Source organism: Pseudoalteromonas sp. SR43-2, from assembly GCF_014163885.1.
Lineage (GTDB): Bacteria > Pseudomonadota > Gammaproteobacteria > Enterobacterales > Alteromonadaceae > Pseudoalteromonas > Pseudoalteromonas distincta.
Map to the genome: position 1 here is coordinate 145825 of NZ_JACJED010000003.1, position 18697 is coordinate 164521.

At 39.4% G+C, this 18697-nt stretch carries 20 protein-coding genes and 1 pseudogene; 11 read left to right on the forward strand and 10 right to left on the reverse strand.

Annotated elements, in window-relative coordinates; translation table 11 throughout:
* Positions 1–69 precede the first annotated feature (69 nt).
* From H5120_RS03640 to H5120_RS03665, 6 genes are all read left to right on the forward strand, one after another.
* The gene (locus H5120_RS03640) at positions 70–468 is read left to right on the forward strand and encodes a thiol-disulfide oxidoreductase DCC family protein (protein WP_182671116.1); all 399 of its coding nucleotides are present in this window, start codon (positions 70–72) and stop codon (positions 466–468) included.
* Positions 465–1187: an SDR family NAD(P)-dependent oxidoreductase gene (locus H5120_RS03645; RefSeq protein WP_182673622.1), complete on the forward strand. Its 723-nt coding sequence runs from the start codon at positions 465–467 to the stop codon at positions 1185–1187. Before H5120_RS03640 ends, H5120_RS03645 begins: the two co-directional genes overlap by 4 nt.
* A gap of 9 nt (positions 1188–1196) precedes the next feature.
* Entirely contained in the window at positions 1197–1805 is a 609-nt protein-coding gene (locus H5120_RS03650; protein WP_149593093.1) for a flavin reductase family protein, read from the forward strand.
* Positions 1806–1906: 101 nt separating this feature from the next.
* On the forward strand, positions 1907–3127 hold the full coding sequence (locus H5120_RS03655; protein WP_138490371.1) for a Xaa-Pro peptidase family protein: 1221 nt from the start codon (positions 1907–1909) through the stop codon (positions 3125–3127).
* A 114-nt stretch (positions 3128–3241) separates the two neighbouring features.
* Positions 3242–3901, forward strand: a complete 660-nt coding sequence (locus H5120_RS03660; protein ID WP_002959016.1) for a DsbA family oxidoreductase — start codon at positions 3242–3244, stop codon at positions 3899–3901.
* A gap of 165 nt (positions 3902–4066) precedes the next feature.
* Complete coding sequence (locus H5120_RS03665) at positions 4067–4414, forward strand: energy transducer TonB (protein ID WP_182671113.1); 348 nt, start codon at positions 4067–4069, stop codon at positions 4412–4414.
* A gap of 80 nt (positions 4415–4494) precedes the next feature.
* On the opposite strand, the pseudogene H5120_RS03670 reads toward H5120_RS03665, so the two are convergent.
* The 7 genes and pseudogenes from H5120_RS03670 to H5120_RS03700 form a co-directional block, all read right to left on the reverse strand.
* A pseudogene (locus H5120_RS03670) lies at positions 4495–4599 on the reverse strand (peptidylprolyl isomerase); the annotation flags it as partial.
* A gap of 225 nt (positions 4600–4824) precedes the next feature.
* The gene (locus tag H5120_RS03675; RefSeq protein WP_002959014.1) at positions 4825–5103 is read right to left on the reverse strand and encodes a peptidylprolyl isomerase; all 279 of its coding nucleotides are present in this window, start codon (positions 5101–5103) and stop codon (positions 4825–4827) included.
* A 102-nt stretch (positions 5104–5205) separates the two neighbouring features.
* On the reverse strand, positions 5206–5628 hold the full coding sequence (locus tag H5120_RS03680) for a thiol-disulfide oxidoreductase DCC family protein (RefSeq protein WP_182671112.1): 423 nt from the start codon (positions 5626–5628) through the stop codon (positions 5206–5208).
* A gap of 27 nt (positions 5629–5655) precedes the next feature.
* The gene (locus H5120_RS03685; protein WP_002959011.1) at positions 5656–6183 is read right to left on the reverse strand and encodes a response regulator transcription factor; all 528 of its coding nucleotides are present in this window, start codon (positions 6181–6183) and stop codon (positions 5656–5658) included.
* Positions 6180–7421 (reverse strand): ATP-binding protein, encoded by a 1242-nt coding sequence (locus H5120_RS03690; RefSeq protein WP_182673623.1) that lies wholly within the window; start codon positions 7419–7421, stop codon positions 6180–6182. The genes H5120_RS03685 and H5120_RS03690 overlap by 4 nt, the downstream gene beginning before the upstream one ends.
* A 61-nt stretch (positions 7422–7482) precedes the next feature.
* Positions 7483–7887, reverse strand: coding sequence for a DUF4440 domain-containing protein (locus tag H5120_RS03695; RefSeq protein WP_024595765.1), 405 nt, complete (start codon positions 7885–7887; stop codon positions 7483–7485).
* A gap of 8 nt (positions 7888–7895) precedes the next feature.
* The gene (locus H5120_RS03700; RefSeq protein ID WP_182673624.1) at positions 7896–9203 is read right to left on the reverse strand and encodes an amidohydrolase family protein; all 1308 of its coding nucleotides are present in this window, start codon (positions 9201–9203) and stop codon (positions 7896–7898) included.
* A gap of 153 nt (positions 9204–9356) precedes the next feature.
* Between H5120_RS03700 and H5120_RS03705 the strand changes: the two genes are divergently transcribed.
* Both H5120_RS03705 and H5120_RS03710 read left to right on the forward strand, forming a co-directional pair.
* A complete protein-coding gene (locus H5120_RS03705) occupies positions 9357–10436 on the forward strand; it encodes a ketoacyl-ACP synthase III (RefSeq protein WP_182673625.1) in 1080 nt (359 codons plus the stop codon).
* A 70-nt stretch (positions 10437–10506) separates the two neighbouring features.
* A complete protein-coding gene (locus tag H5120_RS03710) occupies positions 10507–10893 on the forward strand; it encodes a VOC family protein (RefSeq protein WP_002959006.1) in 387 nt (128 codons plus the stop codon).
* 39 nt (positions 10894–10932) lie between these two features.
* Here the strand turns inward: H5120_RS03710 and H5120_RS03715 are convergent, their stop codons facing one another.
* Together H5120_RS03715 and H5120_RS03720 are read right to left on the reverse strand one after the other, a co-directional pair.
* The gene (locus H5120_RS03715; protein ID WP_154902923.1) at positions 10933–12297 is read right to left on the reverse strand and encodes a M17 family metallopeptidase; all 1365 of its coding nucleotides are present in this window, start codon (positions 12295–12297) and stop codon (positions 10933–10935) included.
* A gap of 87 nt (positions 12298–12384) precedes the next feature.
* Positions 12385–12807 carry a hypothetical protein gene (locus tag H5120_RS03720; RefSeq protein ID WP_002959004.1) on the reverse strand — a complete coding sequence of 141 codons (423 nt, stop codon included), beginning with the start codon at positions 12805–12807 and terminating at the stop codon, positions 12385–12387.
* A gap of 103 nt (positions 12808–12910) precedes the next feature.
* Between H5120_RS03720 and H5120_RS03725 the strand changes: the two genes are divergently transcribed.
* The 3 genes from H5120_RS03725 to H5120_RS03735 all read left to right on the forward strand — a co-directional run bounded on the left by H5120_RS03725 (position 12911) and on the right by H5120_RS03735 (position 17668).
* Positions 12911–13084: an oxidoreductase-like domain-containing protein gene (locus H5120_RS03725; protein ID WP_182673626.1), complete on the forward strand. Its 174-nt coding sequence runs from the start codon at positions 12911–12913 to the stop codon at positions 13082–13084.
* 317 nt (positions 13085–13401) lie between these two features.
* The gene (locus H5120_RS03730) at positions 13402–15984 is read left to right on the forward strand and encodes a TonB-dependent siderophore receptor (protein ID WP_182673627.1); all 2583 of its coding nucleotides are present in this window, start codon (positions 13402–13404) and stop codon (positions 15982–15984) included.
* Between the two features lie 250 nt (positions 15985–16234).
* A complete protein-coding gene (locus H5120_RS03735) occupies positions 16235–17668 on the forward strand; it encodes a sulfotransferase (protein WP_182673628.1) in 1434 nt (477 codons plus the stop codon).
* On the opposite strand, the gene H5120_RS03740 is transcribed toward H5120_RS03735, so the two are convergent.
* Positions 17665–18573 (reverse strand): alpha/beta fold hydrolase, encoded by a 909-nt coding sequence (locus tag H5120_RS03740; RefSeq protein ID WP_182673629.1) that lies wholly within the window; start codon positions 18571–18573, stop codon positions 17665–17667. The two genes, H5120_RS03735 and H5120_RS03740, sit on opposite strands and share 4 nt — an antisense overlap.
* Positions 18574–18697 lie beyond the last annotated feature (124 nt).

Sequence of the window (18697 nt, forward strand, 5' to 3'; positions counted from 1 at the left end):
TATTTAATAGATCCATTTGCAATGTCTTGTCGTAAAAAAGTATATATAAAATAATCACAAAGCAATTACATGATCATTTTTTACGACGGAAACTGCCCACTTTGTAGCACCGAAATGCAGCAACTAAAACACGCAGACTCTAAAAATCTAATTACGCTTGAAGATCTTAACGCGAGCGACTTTAGTGAACGCTACCCGTATATTGATAAAGACAAAGCAATGAACTACCTGCAAGCCCAAAAGCAATCAGGTGAAATGATTTACGGGCTTGATGTAACGTACGAAGCATGGAAAATAGTGGATAAACACAGCTGGTTGAAAATTTTTCGCTTGCCAATAATTCGCTTTTTCGCTGACTGCGGATACCTGTTATTTGCTAAGTATCGACACCCCATCAGTCGCTTTTTAATGCCAAATACTCAGTGCAGTAACGGCCAATGTGGACTAAAAGCAAAAGGTGATAAATGAAAACCATTGTTTTATTCGGCGCAAGCAGTGCCATAGCAAATGCATATATAGAACATCTACAAATAAACACGCCTACTCATCAAATTGTTTGTATTAGTTCAAAAAGTATTGAATCTGGTTCAAGTGTTGTCCACCTGCATACTGACTACACAAAACAAAGTTTAGCGCGTGTTACTAATTACCTGAAAGAGCAAAATGCCGATATACAACAAGTTATTATATTCAATGGTACACTGCACAACGAAACCCATATGCCTGAAAAAAAGCTAGAGGATTTAGACGCTGAGTATTTTAGCCAACTTCTAAATTCAAACACCCTAACTCCCCTACTTTGTTTGCAGAGTATTTTGCCTCTTTTAACACACAAAACGCAGTGCACTATTACAGCACTCAGTGCGCGTGTGGGCAGCATTAACGACAATAAATTAGGCGGTTGGTATACGTATCGCGCCTCTAAGGCTGCGCTTAACATGCTATTTAAAACCGCAGCGATTGAACTTGCACGCAGAGCTAAAAATACCAAGCTCGTTTTATTTCACCCAGGGACTACTGATACTGCGCTTTCAAAGCCATTTCAAAAAAACGTACCTGCTGGAAAACTCTTTACAGCTGAATTTGTAGCCAAGCAGCTTTTTGCACTTACTTTTAATAACCCTCATTTAGAACTCAATGGTGAGTCTGCCTACTTAGATTGGCAAGGCGAAACCATACCGTGGTAAGGACCTTTAATGCATTTTACTAAAGAACGCATAAACGCACTTGAAAAACATACCCGTACTCATTTAATTAATTCGCTTTCGGGTTTTAAAAGCGCCAACTTAATTGGCACGCAAGACAAACAAGGCAATACTAATCTCGCCATTGTTAGCTCAGTTATTCATTTAGGTGCTCACCCGCCGCTAGTTGGGATGATAATGCGCCCAAATAGCGTGCCTCGCCATACGTTCGAAAACATAATCGAAACTGGTAGTTACACCATTAACCAGGTTAATAAGGCTATTTATAAGCAAGCTCATCAAACATCAGCCCGCTACAATAAAGGCGAGTCGGAATTTACAGCGACAGGTTTAACGACCGAATATTTAAATGACTTTGCAGCGCCTTTTGTTAAAGAAAGCCGCTTAAAGTACTCGGTTAAATTTGTAGAAAACCAACATTTAGCCATCAATGGCACAGAGCTTGTAATAGGTGAAATCACTGATGTGTATTTAGATGAAGTAGCACTTCAAAGTGATGGCTTTTTAGATTTACAGGCTATTGAAACGGTGGCAGTAACCGGGCTTGATAGCTACCACACAAGTAATAAACTCACGCGTTTACCTTACGCTAAAAAATAATATGCCATTTTAAGAGGCTATAAACTAATAGCCTCTTATCGCATAACATTGAATTTTACCTTGGTATTAATCACACTAGCTAAAAATCCAAGGAGAAAAATATGACCACCATCGGTATTGGTACACAATCAAGCGAGCAAGCGCTGGCAAGCCTAAGTAACATGACGCAAACGCTGACCCCTATCGCAGCTGACGAACATTTAGAGCGCATAGCCAAGGCTCAAGCGTATATGCTAGCAAACAACATAGATGCAATTTATTTAAACGCTGGCACCAACCTTACCTACTTTACAGGCATGAAATGGTACGCGAGCGAACGTATGGTTGGCGCGATATTACCCGCCCTTGGTGAAGTACAGTACATTGCGCCTTATTTCGAAATTGGTTCACTAAACGGGTTTAAAGTAATAGATGGGCCTATTCATGGGTGGCAAGAGCACGAAAATCCTTATGCACTTTTTGTCGAAGTATTAAAAAAGTTAAATATTAATGAAAACGCAACTATTGGCATTGATGAAAGCGCACAATTTTTTATATTCGACGGCATTAATAAAGCACAAATGGGTTTAACCCTCATAAATGCACAACCTGTAACGGCGCATTGCCGTATGCATAAATCAGTTCATGAACTTAGCTTAATGCAACGCGCGATGGACATGACCTTAGCCGTACATCAAGCCACAGCAAGCATGCTTTATGAGGGAATAACCACCACCGAAGTAGAAGCTTTTATTAAGCAAGCACACCAAAAAGTAGGTGCACCAGGTAACTATTTTTGTATTGTTTTATTTGGTGTTGCAACGTCTTTCCCGCACGGTGTTAAAGATGCCCAAATACTTAAAAAAGGCGATATGGTACTAATTGATACTGGCTGTAAAGTACACGATTACTTATCAGATATAACCCGTACCTATGTATTTGGCGAACCAACAATGCGCCAACGGATGTTTTGGGATCATGAAAAAGCAGCACAAATGGCCGCGTTTAATGCAGCTAAAATTGGTGCTACGTGCGAAGACGTTGACGCGGGCGCACGTAACTATTTAGCAGCGCAAGGGCTAGGCCCGCAGTACCAAACACCGGGTTGCCCACACCGAACGGGTCACGGTATTGGGCTAGATATTCACGAATGGCCATACTTAGTTGGCGGTGATAAAACCCTACTTGCCCCAGGCATGTGCTTTAGTAACGAGCCAATGTTAGTTATACCCGATGAATTTGGCGTGCGTTTAGAAGATCATTTTTACATGACCGACAACGGCCCTCATTGGTTTACACAACCAAGTTATAGTATTGACGACCCATTTGGCCTTAACGCTTAAAACTGAATACCTTCAAGAGCAGCTGCTTAGCTGCTCTTTTTAGTTTGGCATTGATAAAGTGCAGTTCATCCCAATATCCCCTGTTATACCAAAGCAATCCTCAAAAGGATAAATATGAAAAACTTTAAAATTGATATCGTTTCAGACGTAATGTGCCCTTGGTGTGTAGTGGGTTATAAAAACCTAGAAACTGCACTAGAGCAACTCAAAGACGAAATGAGCGCAGATATTACGTGGCATCCTTTTGAACTAAACCCAGATATGCCAATTGAAGGTCAAGACTTAAACGAACACTTAATGCAAAAGTACAACCTAACAGAAGAGCAAGGCGACGAAAATCGTAAAAACATGTTCGAAGCCGGTCAGCGTGCTGGGTTTACCTTTAATTTTGATGGCAAACGTATCATGATCAACAGCTTTGATTTGCATCGTTTATTAATGTGGGCACGTGAAGAAGGTAAGCAAACGAAGCTAAAACTCGCCTTTTTTGAAGCGCACTTCACAGATTTAAAATACTTAAATCAAGAAGAAGCGTTGCTCGACGTTGTTGAAAAAGTAGGTCTTGATAAAGAAACTGCACGCGGTATTCTACATTCAGACAAATACGTACAAGACGTACGCCAAGAGCAAGACAACTTTAAACAGATGGGTATTACGTCAGTACCTACGTTTATCATAAACGATAAGTATGCACTTACTGGCGGACAACCAAGCGACTCATTCATTCAAGCACTAAAACAAATTAGTGAAGAAGAAGCTAAGCAAGACGCTTAATACACAAATAAAGCTTAAAATTAAGAAAGGCTGCACATTGCAGCCTTTCTTGTATATTCATCAGTTCAAAAAAGACAAATTTATTATTTACCTTGAATCTCTTTTGGTGTCATTATAGAAACGACCTCTAACAAATCGATAATAATACCTACAAAGGGATTTATAATGAAATATATAATTACAACATTGACGTCACTGTTTCTTTTAACCGCTTGTTCGACAACACATCTACCTGATAGCCCTAACGCTACACTGATAATGCCCAGTCCTCCGGAGTATCCAATTAAAAGTGTCCGTGAAAAAATTGAAGGTAGTGTGACAATGTCTTTTGATGTAGATACATCTGGTAAGCCAGTTAATATTAAAGTGATTAAAGCTGAGCCTGTGAAAATTTTTGATAAAGCAGCGATTCGCTCTCTTTCTAAATGGCGTTACGCACCTAAAGTAGTTAATGGTATTGCGGTAGTTGATGAAGACTTAGAAATGACTATAGATTTTAATTTAGCAAAATAATAACTAACTAAAACTAAAAAAAGCTGCACATTGCAGCCTTTTTCTATACAGCGAAGGTTACTTCTTTACTTAAAAGTAAACTAAGTACGATAAAGTACTTTAATTACATGCCAGCCAAATTTAGTTTTAACTAGGTGGGGCTCTAAAATTTCGCCTTTAAATGCAACCTTATCGAACTGTGGTAGATATTAAGCAAGACAGGCACCTATTTTACGCAGACAGCCTAATAAATCACCGGCCAAGTGTCCTATCCATCCAGAAGGATTTGTAACAACTGTGGCTGAAGTTCCTAAGGCAATAAACTAAGATGACACCCATCCTAATTCTTAGTTCGTCAAAGTGTAAATTTAGGATAGGTGATGAAATAGACGCTTGCTAAGACGCGTTAATCGCTAAACAGTTTAAATAAACTAAGTACGATAAAGTACTTTAATTACATGCCAGCCAAATTTAGTTTTAACTAGGTGGGGTTCTAAAATTGCGCCTTTAAATGCAATTTTATCAAACTGAGGGACCATTTGTCCGCGTCTAAATTCACCTAAGTCACCGCCTTTTTTACCCGATGGGCATGATGAGTATTTTTTAGCTAAGGTCTGAAACTTTGCACCTTTACCTAATTGCTTAATAATATCTTCTGCAATCTCTTTGTGCTTTACCAAAATGTGAAGTGCATGTGCTGTGTTTGCCATGAAAAAAGCCTTTTATACCGTTAGCTAAAATTAAACGCGGCGATTTTAACACAACCTCATAAACCTAGCATCTACTTATACTGCAGTGTATTAACGCCTAATTTATAAATAATGTTTAGCATTATCTGGGTTGGGAATTCTGCAATACTGATATTTTCCAAATAAGGTATAGCGGTTTAAAGCAACCCTATCGTATAACCAATTATTAAAACTATTTGGCAAAATACTAAATACGTTTGCTAACTTGTATGGGTAACCTAGCTGCTTAACAACATTAAAAAAAGCATGGCTTTGTGTAAATGCTTTACCATTTTCAACAAGCACCATTGAGGCATATTCAGTTGTTGAAAAACCAAAATGCGTTAACAACAGTTCTCCTTTTGGAGATTGCACGCTGCATAATTTAAAAATAGTATTTTTATCGTGAGCAATAATAAAATTACACCACGCGCTGCACAGCTTACATTGCGCATCAAATAATATAATTTTTTGATTTTGCATGAGTGCTGCTGCATCATCGCTCATAACACTTTCCTTAAATTAAGTACTAAATTACTGTTGCACCGGCTTTTTTTGTAACTTGCGCTGCAAAGTACGCCTATGCATATTAAGTTGCCGCGCGGTAACCGACACATTGCCATTATTACTGTGTAATACTTGTTGAATATGCTCCCACTCTAAGCGCTCCGGCGACATAACCGCATCATCAATAACATTCGATGCCAATGCCACAGGCTCGGTGTTAAGCGCTTTTAATAATGTTGCCATATCAACCGGCTTAGTAAGGTAATCGTTTGCACCTAACCGCATTGCCTCTACTGCGGTTGCAATACTTGCAAACCCAGTTAGTAAAACAATATGAGTTTGGGGGAGCAAACTACGCAGCGGCTTTATTAGTGTCAGTCCGTTATCGTCGCCTAGTTTCATGTCTAATAAAACAAAGTCGGGCAATAATTTACGCGCAGCAAGTAACGCATCACTTTGGTTATGCGCCACCTCACAGGTAAAGCTTTGTTTAGTTAAGCGCCTTGCCAGTGTGCTGGCTAAATTTATGTCGTCTTCAATTATAAGTAACTTCATGAGGCGTTATTCTCAGTGTTTACAATAGCAAGTTTAACTTTGGCGACAGCGCCGCCATCTGCATGGTTAAACAAGGTAAGTGAGCCATTTAAACGCTCAAAAGTAACGTTTGATAAAAGCACAGCAAGCCCCATTCCTTGAACGCTTGGCATAAGTTGACCACCCAGCTCTGCTAATTGCGATGATGAAAAGCCACGGCCAAAATCGCGAATTAACAAGTAAACGCACTCACTATGTAAGCTATCTTGCTGCCAACTCAGCTCTAATTGAGTTTGGCCTTGTTTTTGATTAGCGAGCGCGGCATTTTGCAGTAAATTTAAAATAGCAGGCAATAACATCGCATCACTCAATAGCGTTGCCGCAATAGGTGGCGTAATCCATTTAATGTGCTGATCAGGGTATTGCAGTAAAAGCGTATCTGTAATTTGCGTTTGCAGTTGCTTTACGGTGGTATGCTCTTGCGAATTTTTAAGACGTAATTGCTCTGAGAGTTTTCTAAAGTCGTTAAGCTGCGTACTACACTGAGTAAGCGGCGCTTGCATGTGCTTAACAATGGGGTTGTTTGGTTGCTCTTCTAATAACTCTTCAAACAATAGCTGTAAATTTGCAATTGGGGTCGCTAGTTGATGGGTGATTTGTGCAGCAGCCCCATCAAGGGTAACAAGCTGTTCATTACGCAATTGTTTTTCACGCACGTTTGCAATAATTCGCTCTCGCTCTTTAAGTGCCCTGCTCATTGCGCCAATAACAAGTGCAATTACGCTGGCACTTAAAACAAAATTAACCCACATGCCAATAAAGTGACCACTCATATTCATTTGATGCATACTGTGATCGGGCATCTTTATAAGTAGCAAACTGTATGCGGCAATGGCTAATACCGCAATATAAGCTAATCCTTTTTCTCGCAGCGTAACAGCAGCGATCATTATTGGGAGCAATAATAACGAAACAAATGCATTAGTTGCACCGCCGCTTAGTGAGAGCAAAACCGTTAAAAATAATACGTCTGCAGTTAGCTGCATCAACATACCCAAAGGTTTAGCACGACTCACATTACGATAAGCAAATAGGCTAATAAGCTGAAACACAGCCTCAACGGCAATAACAATAAGTAAAGGCAGTAATGCAATTTGATGTTCTAGTAAAAAATAAACGCTAAGTACCGCAATTAATTGCACGGCAATAGCGCCGCTTCGCAGCATTAATAATCGACTAATGGTGGGGTCGGTACGCATTAACAACAGGTTATTGCCCAATCAAATGTTTAATAAGGTTATTTTAACGGTTATATGATTTTTAATCATCATCCATCGAAATTGAAAACGGCGCACAAGGCGTTCCTTGGTGAAACACCATTTTCCATTGTTCATTACTTTTACGCCAAAGCGACATACGCAATGAATAATTAAACTCAGCGCGAGCAGAGCGCCTAAAAGCAGCTTGGTAACTAAGTTGCACTACATCATCGCTCAGCATTCGGCCCTTAAAATGCTGATTATAAAACTGTGGCACAACCTCGGTAGGTAAGCGGGTAAGTACTTGGTATTTATTAAATGTAGTGCCATTGGCAGCAATTTCGATAAATTCATCATCGAGTAAAGCATCTAATGCGCGCTCAGATTGGCGAACTTCTGGGTCTAGTAACTGGCGCTCAGCGTCAATCAAATGATTAAACAACGACACTTTTATTTTGCTGCTCATAACCTTCCCTATTGTTTATAAACTTGCCCAGCTTTCATAACAAATTGCACGTTTTTAAGTACGTCGATATTTTTAAGCGGTGAGCCATTCACACTGATAATATCTGCTTGTTTACCAACACTCAAGTCGCCAATGAGTGCGCTTTGCCCCAGCAGTTTAGCTGCATGTATGGTTGCTGATTTAATAGCTTGGGCTTTGCTCATTCCATTGTTTACTATTAAACTAAATTCATTAGCATTAAGCCCATGACGCGACACCCCAGAGTCTGTTCCAAAAGCTATATTAACCTTGTTTTTCAATGCAAGTTTAAACGAAGCCTGCATTTTTGGGGTCACTTCACGCACTTTGTCGGCTATTGCCGGTGGCATATTTGGGTTTGTAAGCACCTCTTCACTTACCGTTGCCCCCGCTAAAAGCGTCGGTACTAAATAAGCCCCCGTTTTTTTAAATAACTTTATTGCCTCTTTATCTAAATAAGAGCCATGCTCAATAGAATCTACACCGGCTTTTAAGGCCGCTTTTATACCTTGTGTACCGTGTGCATGGGCTGTAACTTTACGTCCTAAGTGGTGAGCCGTATCAACAATTGCAATCAGCTCTGCATCTGTAAGTTGTTGGTTAACACCAGCAGCAGTATTACTTAGTACTCCACCCGTGGCAGTAATTTTAATTACATCAGCACCACTTTTAATTACCTCGCGTACCGCACGGCTACAATCATCCGCGCCATTACATATACCAATCCCGCCTGTAACCGCATCTGTAATATCTTTTCGATATCCGTGCATATCTGCGTGTCCGCCGGTAGGCGATATTGTATTACCCGCTGCAAAAATGCGAGGGCCGTTAATATCATTTCGCTCAATAGCACGTTTTAGCGGAAATATAACTTTGTGATCGCTACCTAAATCTCGCACTGATGTAAAACCTGCATCGAGCGTACGTTGTAAATATTTAATTGAGCGCAAAGCATAATCGGCGTCATATTCTGTTGCCCAGCGGTGAGGGTTTGCTTTAGCATCTCGCTCAAACGTTACGTGAACATGCATATCAATAAGACCAGGCATTACAAATTGATTTTTAAGATTGATAATATCGGCATCAGGTAGGTTAAGTTCTGCTTTTGTGAGGTAGCCGTTTTTAATGGCTGTTATTGTATTATCTGTGATGACTAACGTTTGCTCTGTTTTTACTTTTTGATCTTCGGATGCAAGTAAACTGCCCGCATAAATAATTTTATGCTGTTGAGCAAAAGCCCCATTTGTTATTAATGCCAGCGTTATTGAAGTGAATGTTGTTATTAGTGTTGTTTTCATACTTGCTCCTTTTTTATACTAGCATTACCTTAAATAACCTGTAATTGCGAATATTTACGATACAAAACATGCTATAAACTAGTCTTGAAAGCCGTTTTTTGGTATAACTCACCCATTAGTAATACATGTCAGACCACCTTAAGAGAACATACTATGCCTTACGCACATATCACTGGTTGGGGTAAATGCATTCCACCAGCAAGCATTAGCAACGATGAAATTAGTGAAATAGTTGATACCACCGACGAGTGGATAACCACGCGTACTGGCATTAAATCTCGCCGAGTGAGTCATGTAAGTACCGCTGAGCTGGCAACCGTTGCTGCTAAGCATGCTATTGCGTGCGCAGGCATTGATCCTAAAGATATTGATTTAGTGATATTAGCGACCTGTACACCTTCTACTGTTGTGGCAAATACCGCCTCACAAGTGCAAAAAAACATTGGTGCAACAGGCGCTGCCGCAATGGATACAAACGCGGCATGTTCGGGCTTTTTATATGCATTGCAAGCTGCTACAGCACAAATTCAAGCGGGTATGATCAAAAAAGCAGTCGTCATTGCCGCTGAACGTATGACCTGGTATGTAAACTGGGCACGTCGCGACAGCGCTGTTTTATTTGGCGATGGCGCAGGTGCAGTAATACTTGAAGCTGCCGATACGCCAGCGGGTTTACTTGGTACCAAAACCGGTTGTGACAGCGAAGACCGCGATATTTTACACATCACCAACTTTGGTAGCGATTTAAATAAGTATGAGCCAATTGGTCCTTCTGATTTATTATTTGAAGGCCGTGAAATTTTTAAACGTGCTGTAAAAGGTATGAGTGAAGCCTGCGACAACGTACTACAACAGGCCAACTTAAGCCTTGACGACATTAATGTACTCGTTCCACACCAAGCTAACTTACGTATTATTCAGGCTATTCAGCATCGCTTAAAAGTACCTGACGAAAAAGTAATGGTTAACATTGGTGAGTATGGCAATACCTCTGCTGCGACTATTGCTATTGCGTTATGTGAAGCGGTTGAGCAAGGGTTAATTAAACCGCATTCAAACATTATGTCTGCAGCATTTGGTGCAGGCCTTACGTGGGCTGCAAGTTACATAAAATGGGGCGAACGTGTAACGCCTATTAGTGTTAGCGATGCTGCTTTACCACCATGTGATCAAACAGGTTTAGAGCTTGTAGCACCGGCCGTTAAAGCATGTAAAGAAGCCGAGCAAAGCTAGCACAACATGTAATAAGCCACATTTAAAACGCACTTATTTAAGTGCGTTTTTGCTTTTTAAGGAATTAAATTTGAAACTTTTAGGTATTCATCACGCTGCTATAATTTGTAGTGACTATGCACGTTCTAAACACTTTTATAGCAATGTACTTAAACTTAACGTTATTAATGAGCACTTTAGAGCTGATCGTAATTCATATAAATTAGATTTAGCCATGCCCGATGGTAGCCAAATAGAGCTATTTTCGTTTGATGGTTCGCCCGAAAGACCCAGCTATCCCGAAGCACAAGGCTTAAGACATTTAGCTTTTAAGGTAGCGGATGTACAGATTGCAAAAACGTATTTAGAGTCGTGCGACGTAAAAGTTGAGGATATTAGAGTGGATGAAATAACCGGCAAAAAGTTTACCTTTTTTGCCGATCCAGATAACTTGCCACTTGAGCTTTATGAGGTTTAAAGCTCATAAAGCTCAAGTTCTTACTATTGAATTAAAAACTTACTTATTAAAACGATTTTGTAAGTAGTTAAATACAGCACGAATACCTAATGCTTCACCACCCGTTGGACGACCTGGTAATGCACGTAAGTTCCATGCCATTACATCAAAGTGTACCCACGGTGTTGTTGGTTCAACAAATTCTTTTAAGTAAAGCGCTGCGGTAATAGCACCACCAAACGGTGTGCTTGCGCAATTTGCCATATCGGCTACATCACTTTTTAGTAAGCTTTTGTATTGCTCAAACAACGGAAGTTGCCAAACAGGGTCATGTACACTTAAACCGGCGTCAATAATCCCATTTGCTACATCGCGCTCTGTTGAGAAAAAGCCCGGAAGCTCCGTGCCCAGTGCAACACGACATGCACCCGTGAGGGTAGCAAAATCAATAATTAGCTCAGGATTATCGTTTTGCGCTTCGCTTAATGCATCACACAATACTAAGCGGCCTTCAGCGTCTGTATTATCAATTTCGACCATAATACCTTTGCGCGTTTTAATAACATCGCCTGGGCGAAATGCATTGCGCGATACTGCATTTTCAACCGCTGGTACAAGTACACGTAATCTAATTGGTAAGTTAGCTGCCATAATAAGCTGCGCTAGTGCAATTACATGCGCCGCGCCGCCCATGTCTTTTTTCATGTTACGCATACCAGAGCTTGGTTTTAAATCAAGTCCGCCTGAGTCAAAACATACGCCCTTACCGACTAGCGTAATTAATGGAGCATCTGTCGCGCCCCATTTTAAATCAAGTAAACGCGGTTTATTTTCGCTTGCACGACCCACCATATGAATAGTCGGGTAGTTTTGCTCTAGTAACTCATCGCCAACCCACTGTGAAAATTCGCCATTGTAAGTTGCAGCTAAATCTTCCATAACTTGCGATAAATGTTGCGGCATCATATCTACCGCTGGAGTATTAACTAAATCACGTGCAAGTGTAATGGCATCAGCTTGTTGGCTAATGCGTTCATATAACGCTTTATCGCTAATGGCTAATTGCGCCTTTGCTGTTGGTTTTTCTTTGTATTCACTAAATTCGTAACCACCAAGTACAAACCCTAAAGCAACCTGCTCTACAAAAGCGCTGTCGCCTTGAATTTGATAAGTACCTGTAGGAAGTGTATTTGCTAAATTACCCGCAGCCCAAAAATCATCGCTGCTTTGCATTAAACAAAATACCTGGCTTAACTCGCCCGTTTTAGCATCAGGAATTAAAGCAACACCTTGCTTTTCAAAACCTGTATTAGTTAACCAATTTTGTATAAATGCAGGCTGCTGTGCTTGCCAGTCAGATAATTCGTTTTTAAGAATAAAAGATAAAGGAATACCAGAAGATGTATGACGTAGTAATGCACTCATTAAAAAGCTCATATAATATAAAAATGGTACTTAAGAGCATATCAATAAGCGCACCTAAAAGGTATCGCTAATTTGAAGGGATTTTAGCTACTTTTTTAAGCTGTTTTTAGATTCTTGCTTTTGATTTTCTTGATCTATTTTAGCATCTAGTTCTTTAATAGATTTGTTCATATTAAACGAACTTGGCAGTACATCAACTCCCACCAAACTCCCTAATTTAACAACTAAAGGAATTGTAAGCGGAGCAAAAGGTAATACAGCAAATACACCGAGCCCTAACCCTTTTAAAATATCAACAAATTGCTCATTTGCGCGTTTTAACTCTTCTTTACTTGTGTGGCCTTGAGTGTAACGCCTATAAATAGAGAGCATTTCTTTAGTTTCTTGTTTTTCTTGGGCGAGTGCGATTTTAAGCGCCACCATAGCACGGCGAAAACGCAGCTGTTGGCGTTTTTTACTAATTTTAACTACCCGCCAAGGTGCACGGTGAATAACTTTATATAATCGCATAACTTTTATTTTCACACAGCAGCACAGGTTCACAAAGAATAATTTACTTTCAACACCCTTTAACTTACCCTTTGCACCAAATTAGTATTAAATACATACAACAATGCAGAATATAACAAATCAATTACCGCAAAAACCTGAAAAACCAAAATCTGATGAATGTTGCGGTGGTGGCAGTTGCTGTCCCTGCGTATGGGATGAATACAAAGAAAAATTAGCAGCTTGGCGGTACGCACAAAACATTGAAAACCCCATAAAAAAAGATACAAATAAATAACATTTAAATGCAGTTAGCGCATTAATATTCCCCTCAATAGCCTTATTTGCACTTATTTAGTTCGTTTTAGTTTTACTTTGCACCACTGTTGCATTTTTTCTTAAATTGAATCTTTTTGTTATCAAACGGTTAATTAGTAATTGCCCTTCCTGTTTTTTATCTATAGTCTGTAGATAGGACTTCACAAAAAGTAAGCTTAATTGATTAGGCTTTTGAGCTAAAACCTCAAACTTATGTGAAACAAAAAATTAAGTTAAAAACAAATGATGTGAAATTCACATCAAAAATAAGAATTATTCTAACTGGGGAAAATTAGAATGAAATTAAAAAGTAATGCGCTAAACCAAGCAATCAAATTTGCTTTAGCTACAACCACTGCAGGGTTATTTATTTCTGGATCTGCTATTGCGGCAGACGAGCAGGAACAAACTAAAGTAAATAAAAACGTTGAGAAAATTGCCGTAGTAGGTACGCGTTCAGCTCCTCGTTCAATAGGTGACTCACCGGTTCCAATCGACATTATTGGCGGCGAAGAGCTTGAAAAGTCAGGTAACACTGACATGCTTGAACTTTTAAAAGGTGCAGTACCATCGTTTAACGTACACCAAAACCCTATCAGTGATGCGGCTTCTCTTGTTCGTCCAGCTAACTTACGTGGTTTACCGTCAGACAGCACATTGGTTCTTTTAAACGGCAAACGTCGTCACCGTGCTTCTGTAATCGCATTTTTAGGCGGTGGTATTAACGATGGCGCGCAAGGCGCAGATATTTCAGTTATTCCAAGCATTGCGATTAAACAAGTAGAAGTACTTCGCGATGGCGCGGCTGCGCAGTATGGTTCTGATGCAATCGCCGGTGTAATGAATTTCCAACTAAAAGACGCTTCAGAAGGTGGTAAATTAGAAATCCGCCATGGTCAATTTTATGAAGGTGATGGCGATACAACACAAGTGTCGGGTAACGTAGGTTTACCGTTTACCGACAATGGTTTTGCTAATTTAAGCTTTCAATATAAAACAGCTGATGCAACAAGTCGTTCAGTTCAACGTGCCGATGCTGCAGCACTTTCAGCTGCCGGTGTGCCTGAAGTATCTTCTCTTGCACAAGTATGGGGTGCACCAGAAGTAGATGACGATATTACTATTTTTGGTAATGTGGGTTTAGAGCTAACAAACGACTCTGAATTTTACATGTTTGGTAACTACTCTGAACGTGATGTACGTGGCGGTTTTTATTACCGTAATCCGCAAACACGTTCTGGTGTTTACTCAAATGATGGTGGCGAAACATTACTTGTTGCCGACACAACACCTGATATGAGTGCTAACTGTCCAACTATCACAATAACAGACGGCAATGTACTAGATGATCCTGCTTACATAAATGGTGTAGCAAACAACCCAGATTGTTTTGCCTTTAATGAGATGCTTCCAGGTGGCTTTACACCTAACTTTGGCGGCAACATTACTGATACTTCTTTAACTATTGGTACTAAAGGTCGATTCACTGGTGGCTTATTAAAAGATACTTACTATGACTTAAGCGGTACTGTTGGCTTAAATGAATCACGTTACTTTATTTACGACACGGTTAATGCCTCTTTAGGTGCAGATACACCACGAGACTTCAGCCCGGGTAAATACGAACAACTAGAGAAGAACTTTAACTTTGATTTATCAAAAGGTATCGACTTTGGTTTAGCTTATGATGTAAACATTGCCGGTGGTTTTGAATGGCATGAAGAAACATTTACTATCGTCTCTGGTGATGAAGAATCTTACACTGCAGGCCCTTTAACAGCACAAGGTTTTGGTATTGGCTCTAATGGTTTCCCTGGTTTTAAACCATCACAAGCAGGTGAATTTTCTCGCCGTAACTATGCAGCATATGTTGATGTTGAAGCACCGTTTACTGAAGACTTTTTAATGGGCGTAGCACTTCGATTTGAAGACTACGACAGCTTTGGCACTACCACTAACTACAAAGTAATGGCTCAATACCATTTAACTGAAGACTTAAACGTGCGTGGTTCTGTAAGCAGTGGTTTCCGTGCACCAACGGTTGGTCAAGCTAACGTAAGTAATGTACAAACAAGTTTAGATGGCGGTGTATTACAAGATTCAGCGCTTCTTCCACCAACAAACCCAATTGCAGTGCAATTAGGTGGTACAGAGCTTGAGCCGGAAGAATCGCAAAGTTATACGCTTGGTGCTGTATACACAATTGGCGAATTATTTTTAACGCTTGATTACTACAACATCCAAGTAGATGACCGTATTAGCCAATCAGATAAAATCAACTTAAGCCAAGCAGATAAAGATACCCTTGCAGCAGCAGGAGTACCTAATGTACAAGGCCTTGCTCAGGTAAGCTTTTTTACAAATGACTTTGACACAACAACACAAGGTATCGATTTAGTTGCAAACTATACAGCTGAATTAATGGGCGGTAGCTCTACATTTAGCCTTGCATATAACTGGAATGATACTGAAGTAACTAAATTTAGTGAAATTACAGGTGCGTTTAAAGTTAAGCGTTTAGAAGAAGATTTACCTAATCATCGTGCAACGTTCACATTGTCTCAACAATGGGAATCAGTTTCTGCATTTGCTCGTGCAAACTACTACGGCGAATACCAAGGTGTTCACGTTGATTATGATGCAACAGCTAAAACAGCAGATGCTGCAGTCACTATTGATGCTGAAGTAACTTACTTCTTAAATGAATCAGTTAGCTTCTCTGTAGGCGCTCAAAACTTATTCGACCAAGATGCTGAAAAACTTGATTTTGCAGATGCAACGGGCATCCCTAATAACAACTGGGGTGGTCAGTTCTACGAAACATCTCCGTTTGGTATTAACGGTGGCTTTTACTACGCTAAAGCAACATATACTTTTTAAACTATTTTCATGAAGAACCAAAGGCGAAATGTTAAAGACATTTCGCCTTTTTAATTTTATAGTTAATAAAAATAATAATGAACAATACCAATTGCATTGAATAAGTGTTCTATTATAGCGCTCAGAAAATAGCGTAATAACAAGGCGAAAACTATGATATATAGTTGCTCTATATGAATAATTTTTAACGCAGTGAGTACGCTATTTAATGCGATAGAATGATTATTTTTTTAATAAAATTGGTATAACTATGCTACTTGAAAAAGCCAACCAACTACTGCAACAAAATAAACTCAAAGAAGCCGAGTTCCATTTTAAAGCAATTTTAAATAGTAACCCTGAAAATGGTGAGGCTTTATTTGGCTTAGGCAGAATTGCCTTACGACTAGAACGTTACGACGCTGGCGTATACCTACTCCAAAAAGCTTGTGAGCGCTTGCCTCATATGCTTGAACCATTACATGCCCTTGCTGATGCATTTAACGGTGTTCATTCGCCAAACGATGCACTAACGGTACTTGAATACGCAAAAAAATTAGCAAGTCATAATCCAGAACCTCATTATTACTTAGCACAGCACTATTTAACACATGGCGAGTTAGATAAAGCTCATACAACTTTTGCTCATGCACTCAGCATTGGTGTATACCCTGTAACAGCCTATATTTTATTTGAACTTGTACAATTAGGTCGCTTTGATAAAGAACATAATTATGTAAGTAATTTGCACCACTTATTAACTCAAACGAGTAATTTACGTTTAAAAATGGTGTGTTACTACGCATTAGCAAACAGTTACAATGCACTTGAGGATACCGAGCAAGCATTTAATTATTTTATATTGGCGAATAAATTACAAAAAAAATTAAGTGAATTTAACACTAAAGATTTAACCCCTTTTTACGATGAAATAATAAAATACAACACCGAGGAATTTATAGCCTCTGCCGATAAAAAGTTTACGGGTAATATCACACCTGTATTTATTATTGGCATGCCTCGTAGTGGTTCTACCCTTGTGGAGCAAATGTTGGCAAGCCATAGTCAGTTTTCGAGCCTAGGAGAGAGCACGAGTATTAGTAATAACGCAGTTGCTTTTATCGAACAAAAAACGGGAGTGACTTACCCGCAATGTTTAGCACATTTAACGCCGGATTTAATCAAAAAAGCCCGCGAGCTGTATATCACAACATTAAAAACAGCATCGCCCATCAGACCTTTTATAATAAATAAACTGCCGAGTAATTATCAGTCGCTCGGACTTATATATATTCTATTTCCAAATGCTAAATTTATAAATTTAAGTCGTGATTTTAATGCCACCGCATTTTCTATCTTCACTAATTACTTTGCTGAAAACGAGCCTTACTTTTGCTCACTACCTGAGTTTAAGCTTTATCATAAGTTGTATAAAAAACTGATGAGCCATTGGCACTCTTTTAAAGAGATGCCAATTTATGATGTCAGTTACGAAGATTTAGTGAATAACCCAAAAGAGCAGCTAACGCAGTTACTTGGTTTTTTAAACTGTAGTTTTGAAGAGCGCTGCTTAGCGTTTTATAAACAAAAAACACCGGTAACGACCTTGAGTAAACATGCTATTCGCCAACCTATTAATAATGCCGCAATCGCTAAGTGGGAGCGTTACAAAACACCTCTTCTAAAGTTACTTGATGAGAATTAATTAATCGGATGTGCTTTAAGCCAATTAAGTAAATCTTTAAATTGATCATCACGCGCACTTGGGTGGGTAAGCATATTAATATGATCGTAATCAAAATTATGCCCGTGTTTACGACCGTAAATTTGCATTTGTTGAATGCCTAGCCCCGATTCGTCCATAAATTTTTGAATATCGATTGGTTGCGCTAATGCTTTATCTTTTACCGCAGCAATATGAAGCGTTGGCGGTAAATGCAGGTTGTTTAGCGCTTTTGCATAATCAAAATTATCATCAGAATCTATCCATGGCTTCTTTTTAGCCCATTGCATACTTTGATAATGCGACTTTTGAGTTTCGTTATCGCTGCCCCACTTATAACCTTTAGCATTTAAATAGCCATGTTTTTTAGCAAGTAAAGGCGCCATAAAATACCAAATTAAATTGGCTTGTAATAATTTTTGAGGATGATTATTAAATAAAGAACGCTTAGAGCCAAAATACACACATGCTTTAACGTCGTTAATATATTCTGGAAAACGTGCAAACGCGCTGTTCATCAATACCCCGCCCCAAGAGTGAGCAACCCAGTAGTCTGGCTTTTTGCCTTCAATCAACTCTATTTGCTTAATAAAGGCAGGGATGTCTTCTAGGATAGACTCAGTTTGTCCATGTTCGGACTCACTCGAAATGATTGGCTTGCTATCACCTCGGCCACGTAAATCAGCCACATAACATCTATACCCATGCTCAGCTAAAAAAGGGGCAAGTCCTTTATTAGAGTGCGTGTAAAAAATCTTACCGTTTTCTATTGCTCCATGCATAAAAAATACGATGGGCCCTTGCTGATCTTCATCGCTAATACGGCGTAAATGAAGAGTTTGCTGAGAGTCTAAATCAACTATTATTGATTGCTGAGAAATTGCCACAGTTATTCCTTTTTATTATTTTCAACTCATCCTACCAGTAATATTAAATATACCAAAGGAAATGTCTGCACTTTACTCATCAGCATTTGTTACAATCACCACATCATATCTGTTGTTAAAATGA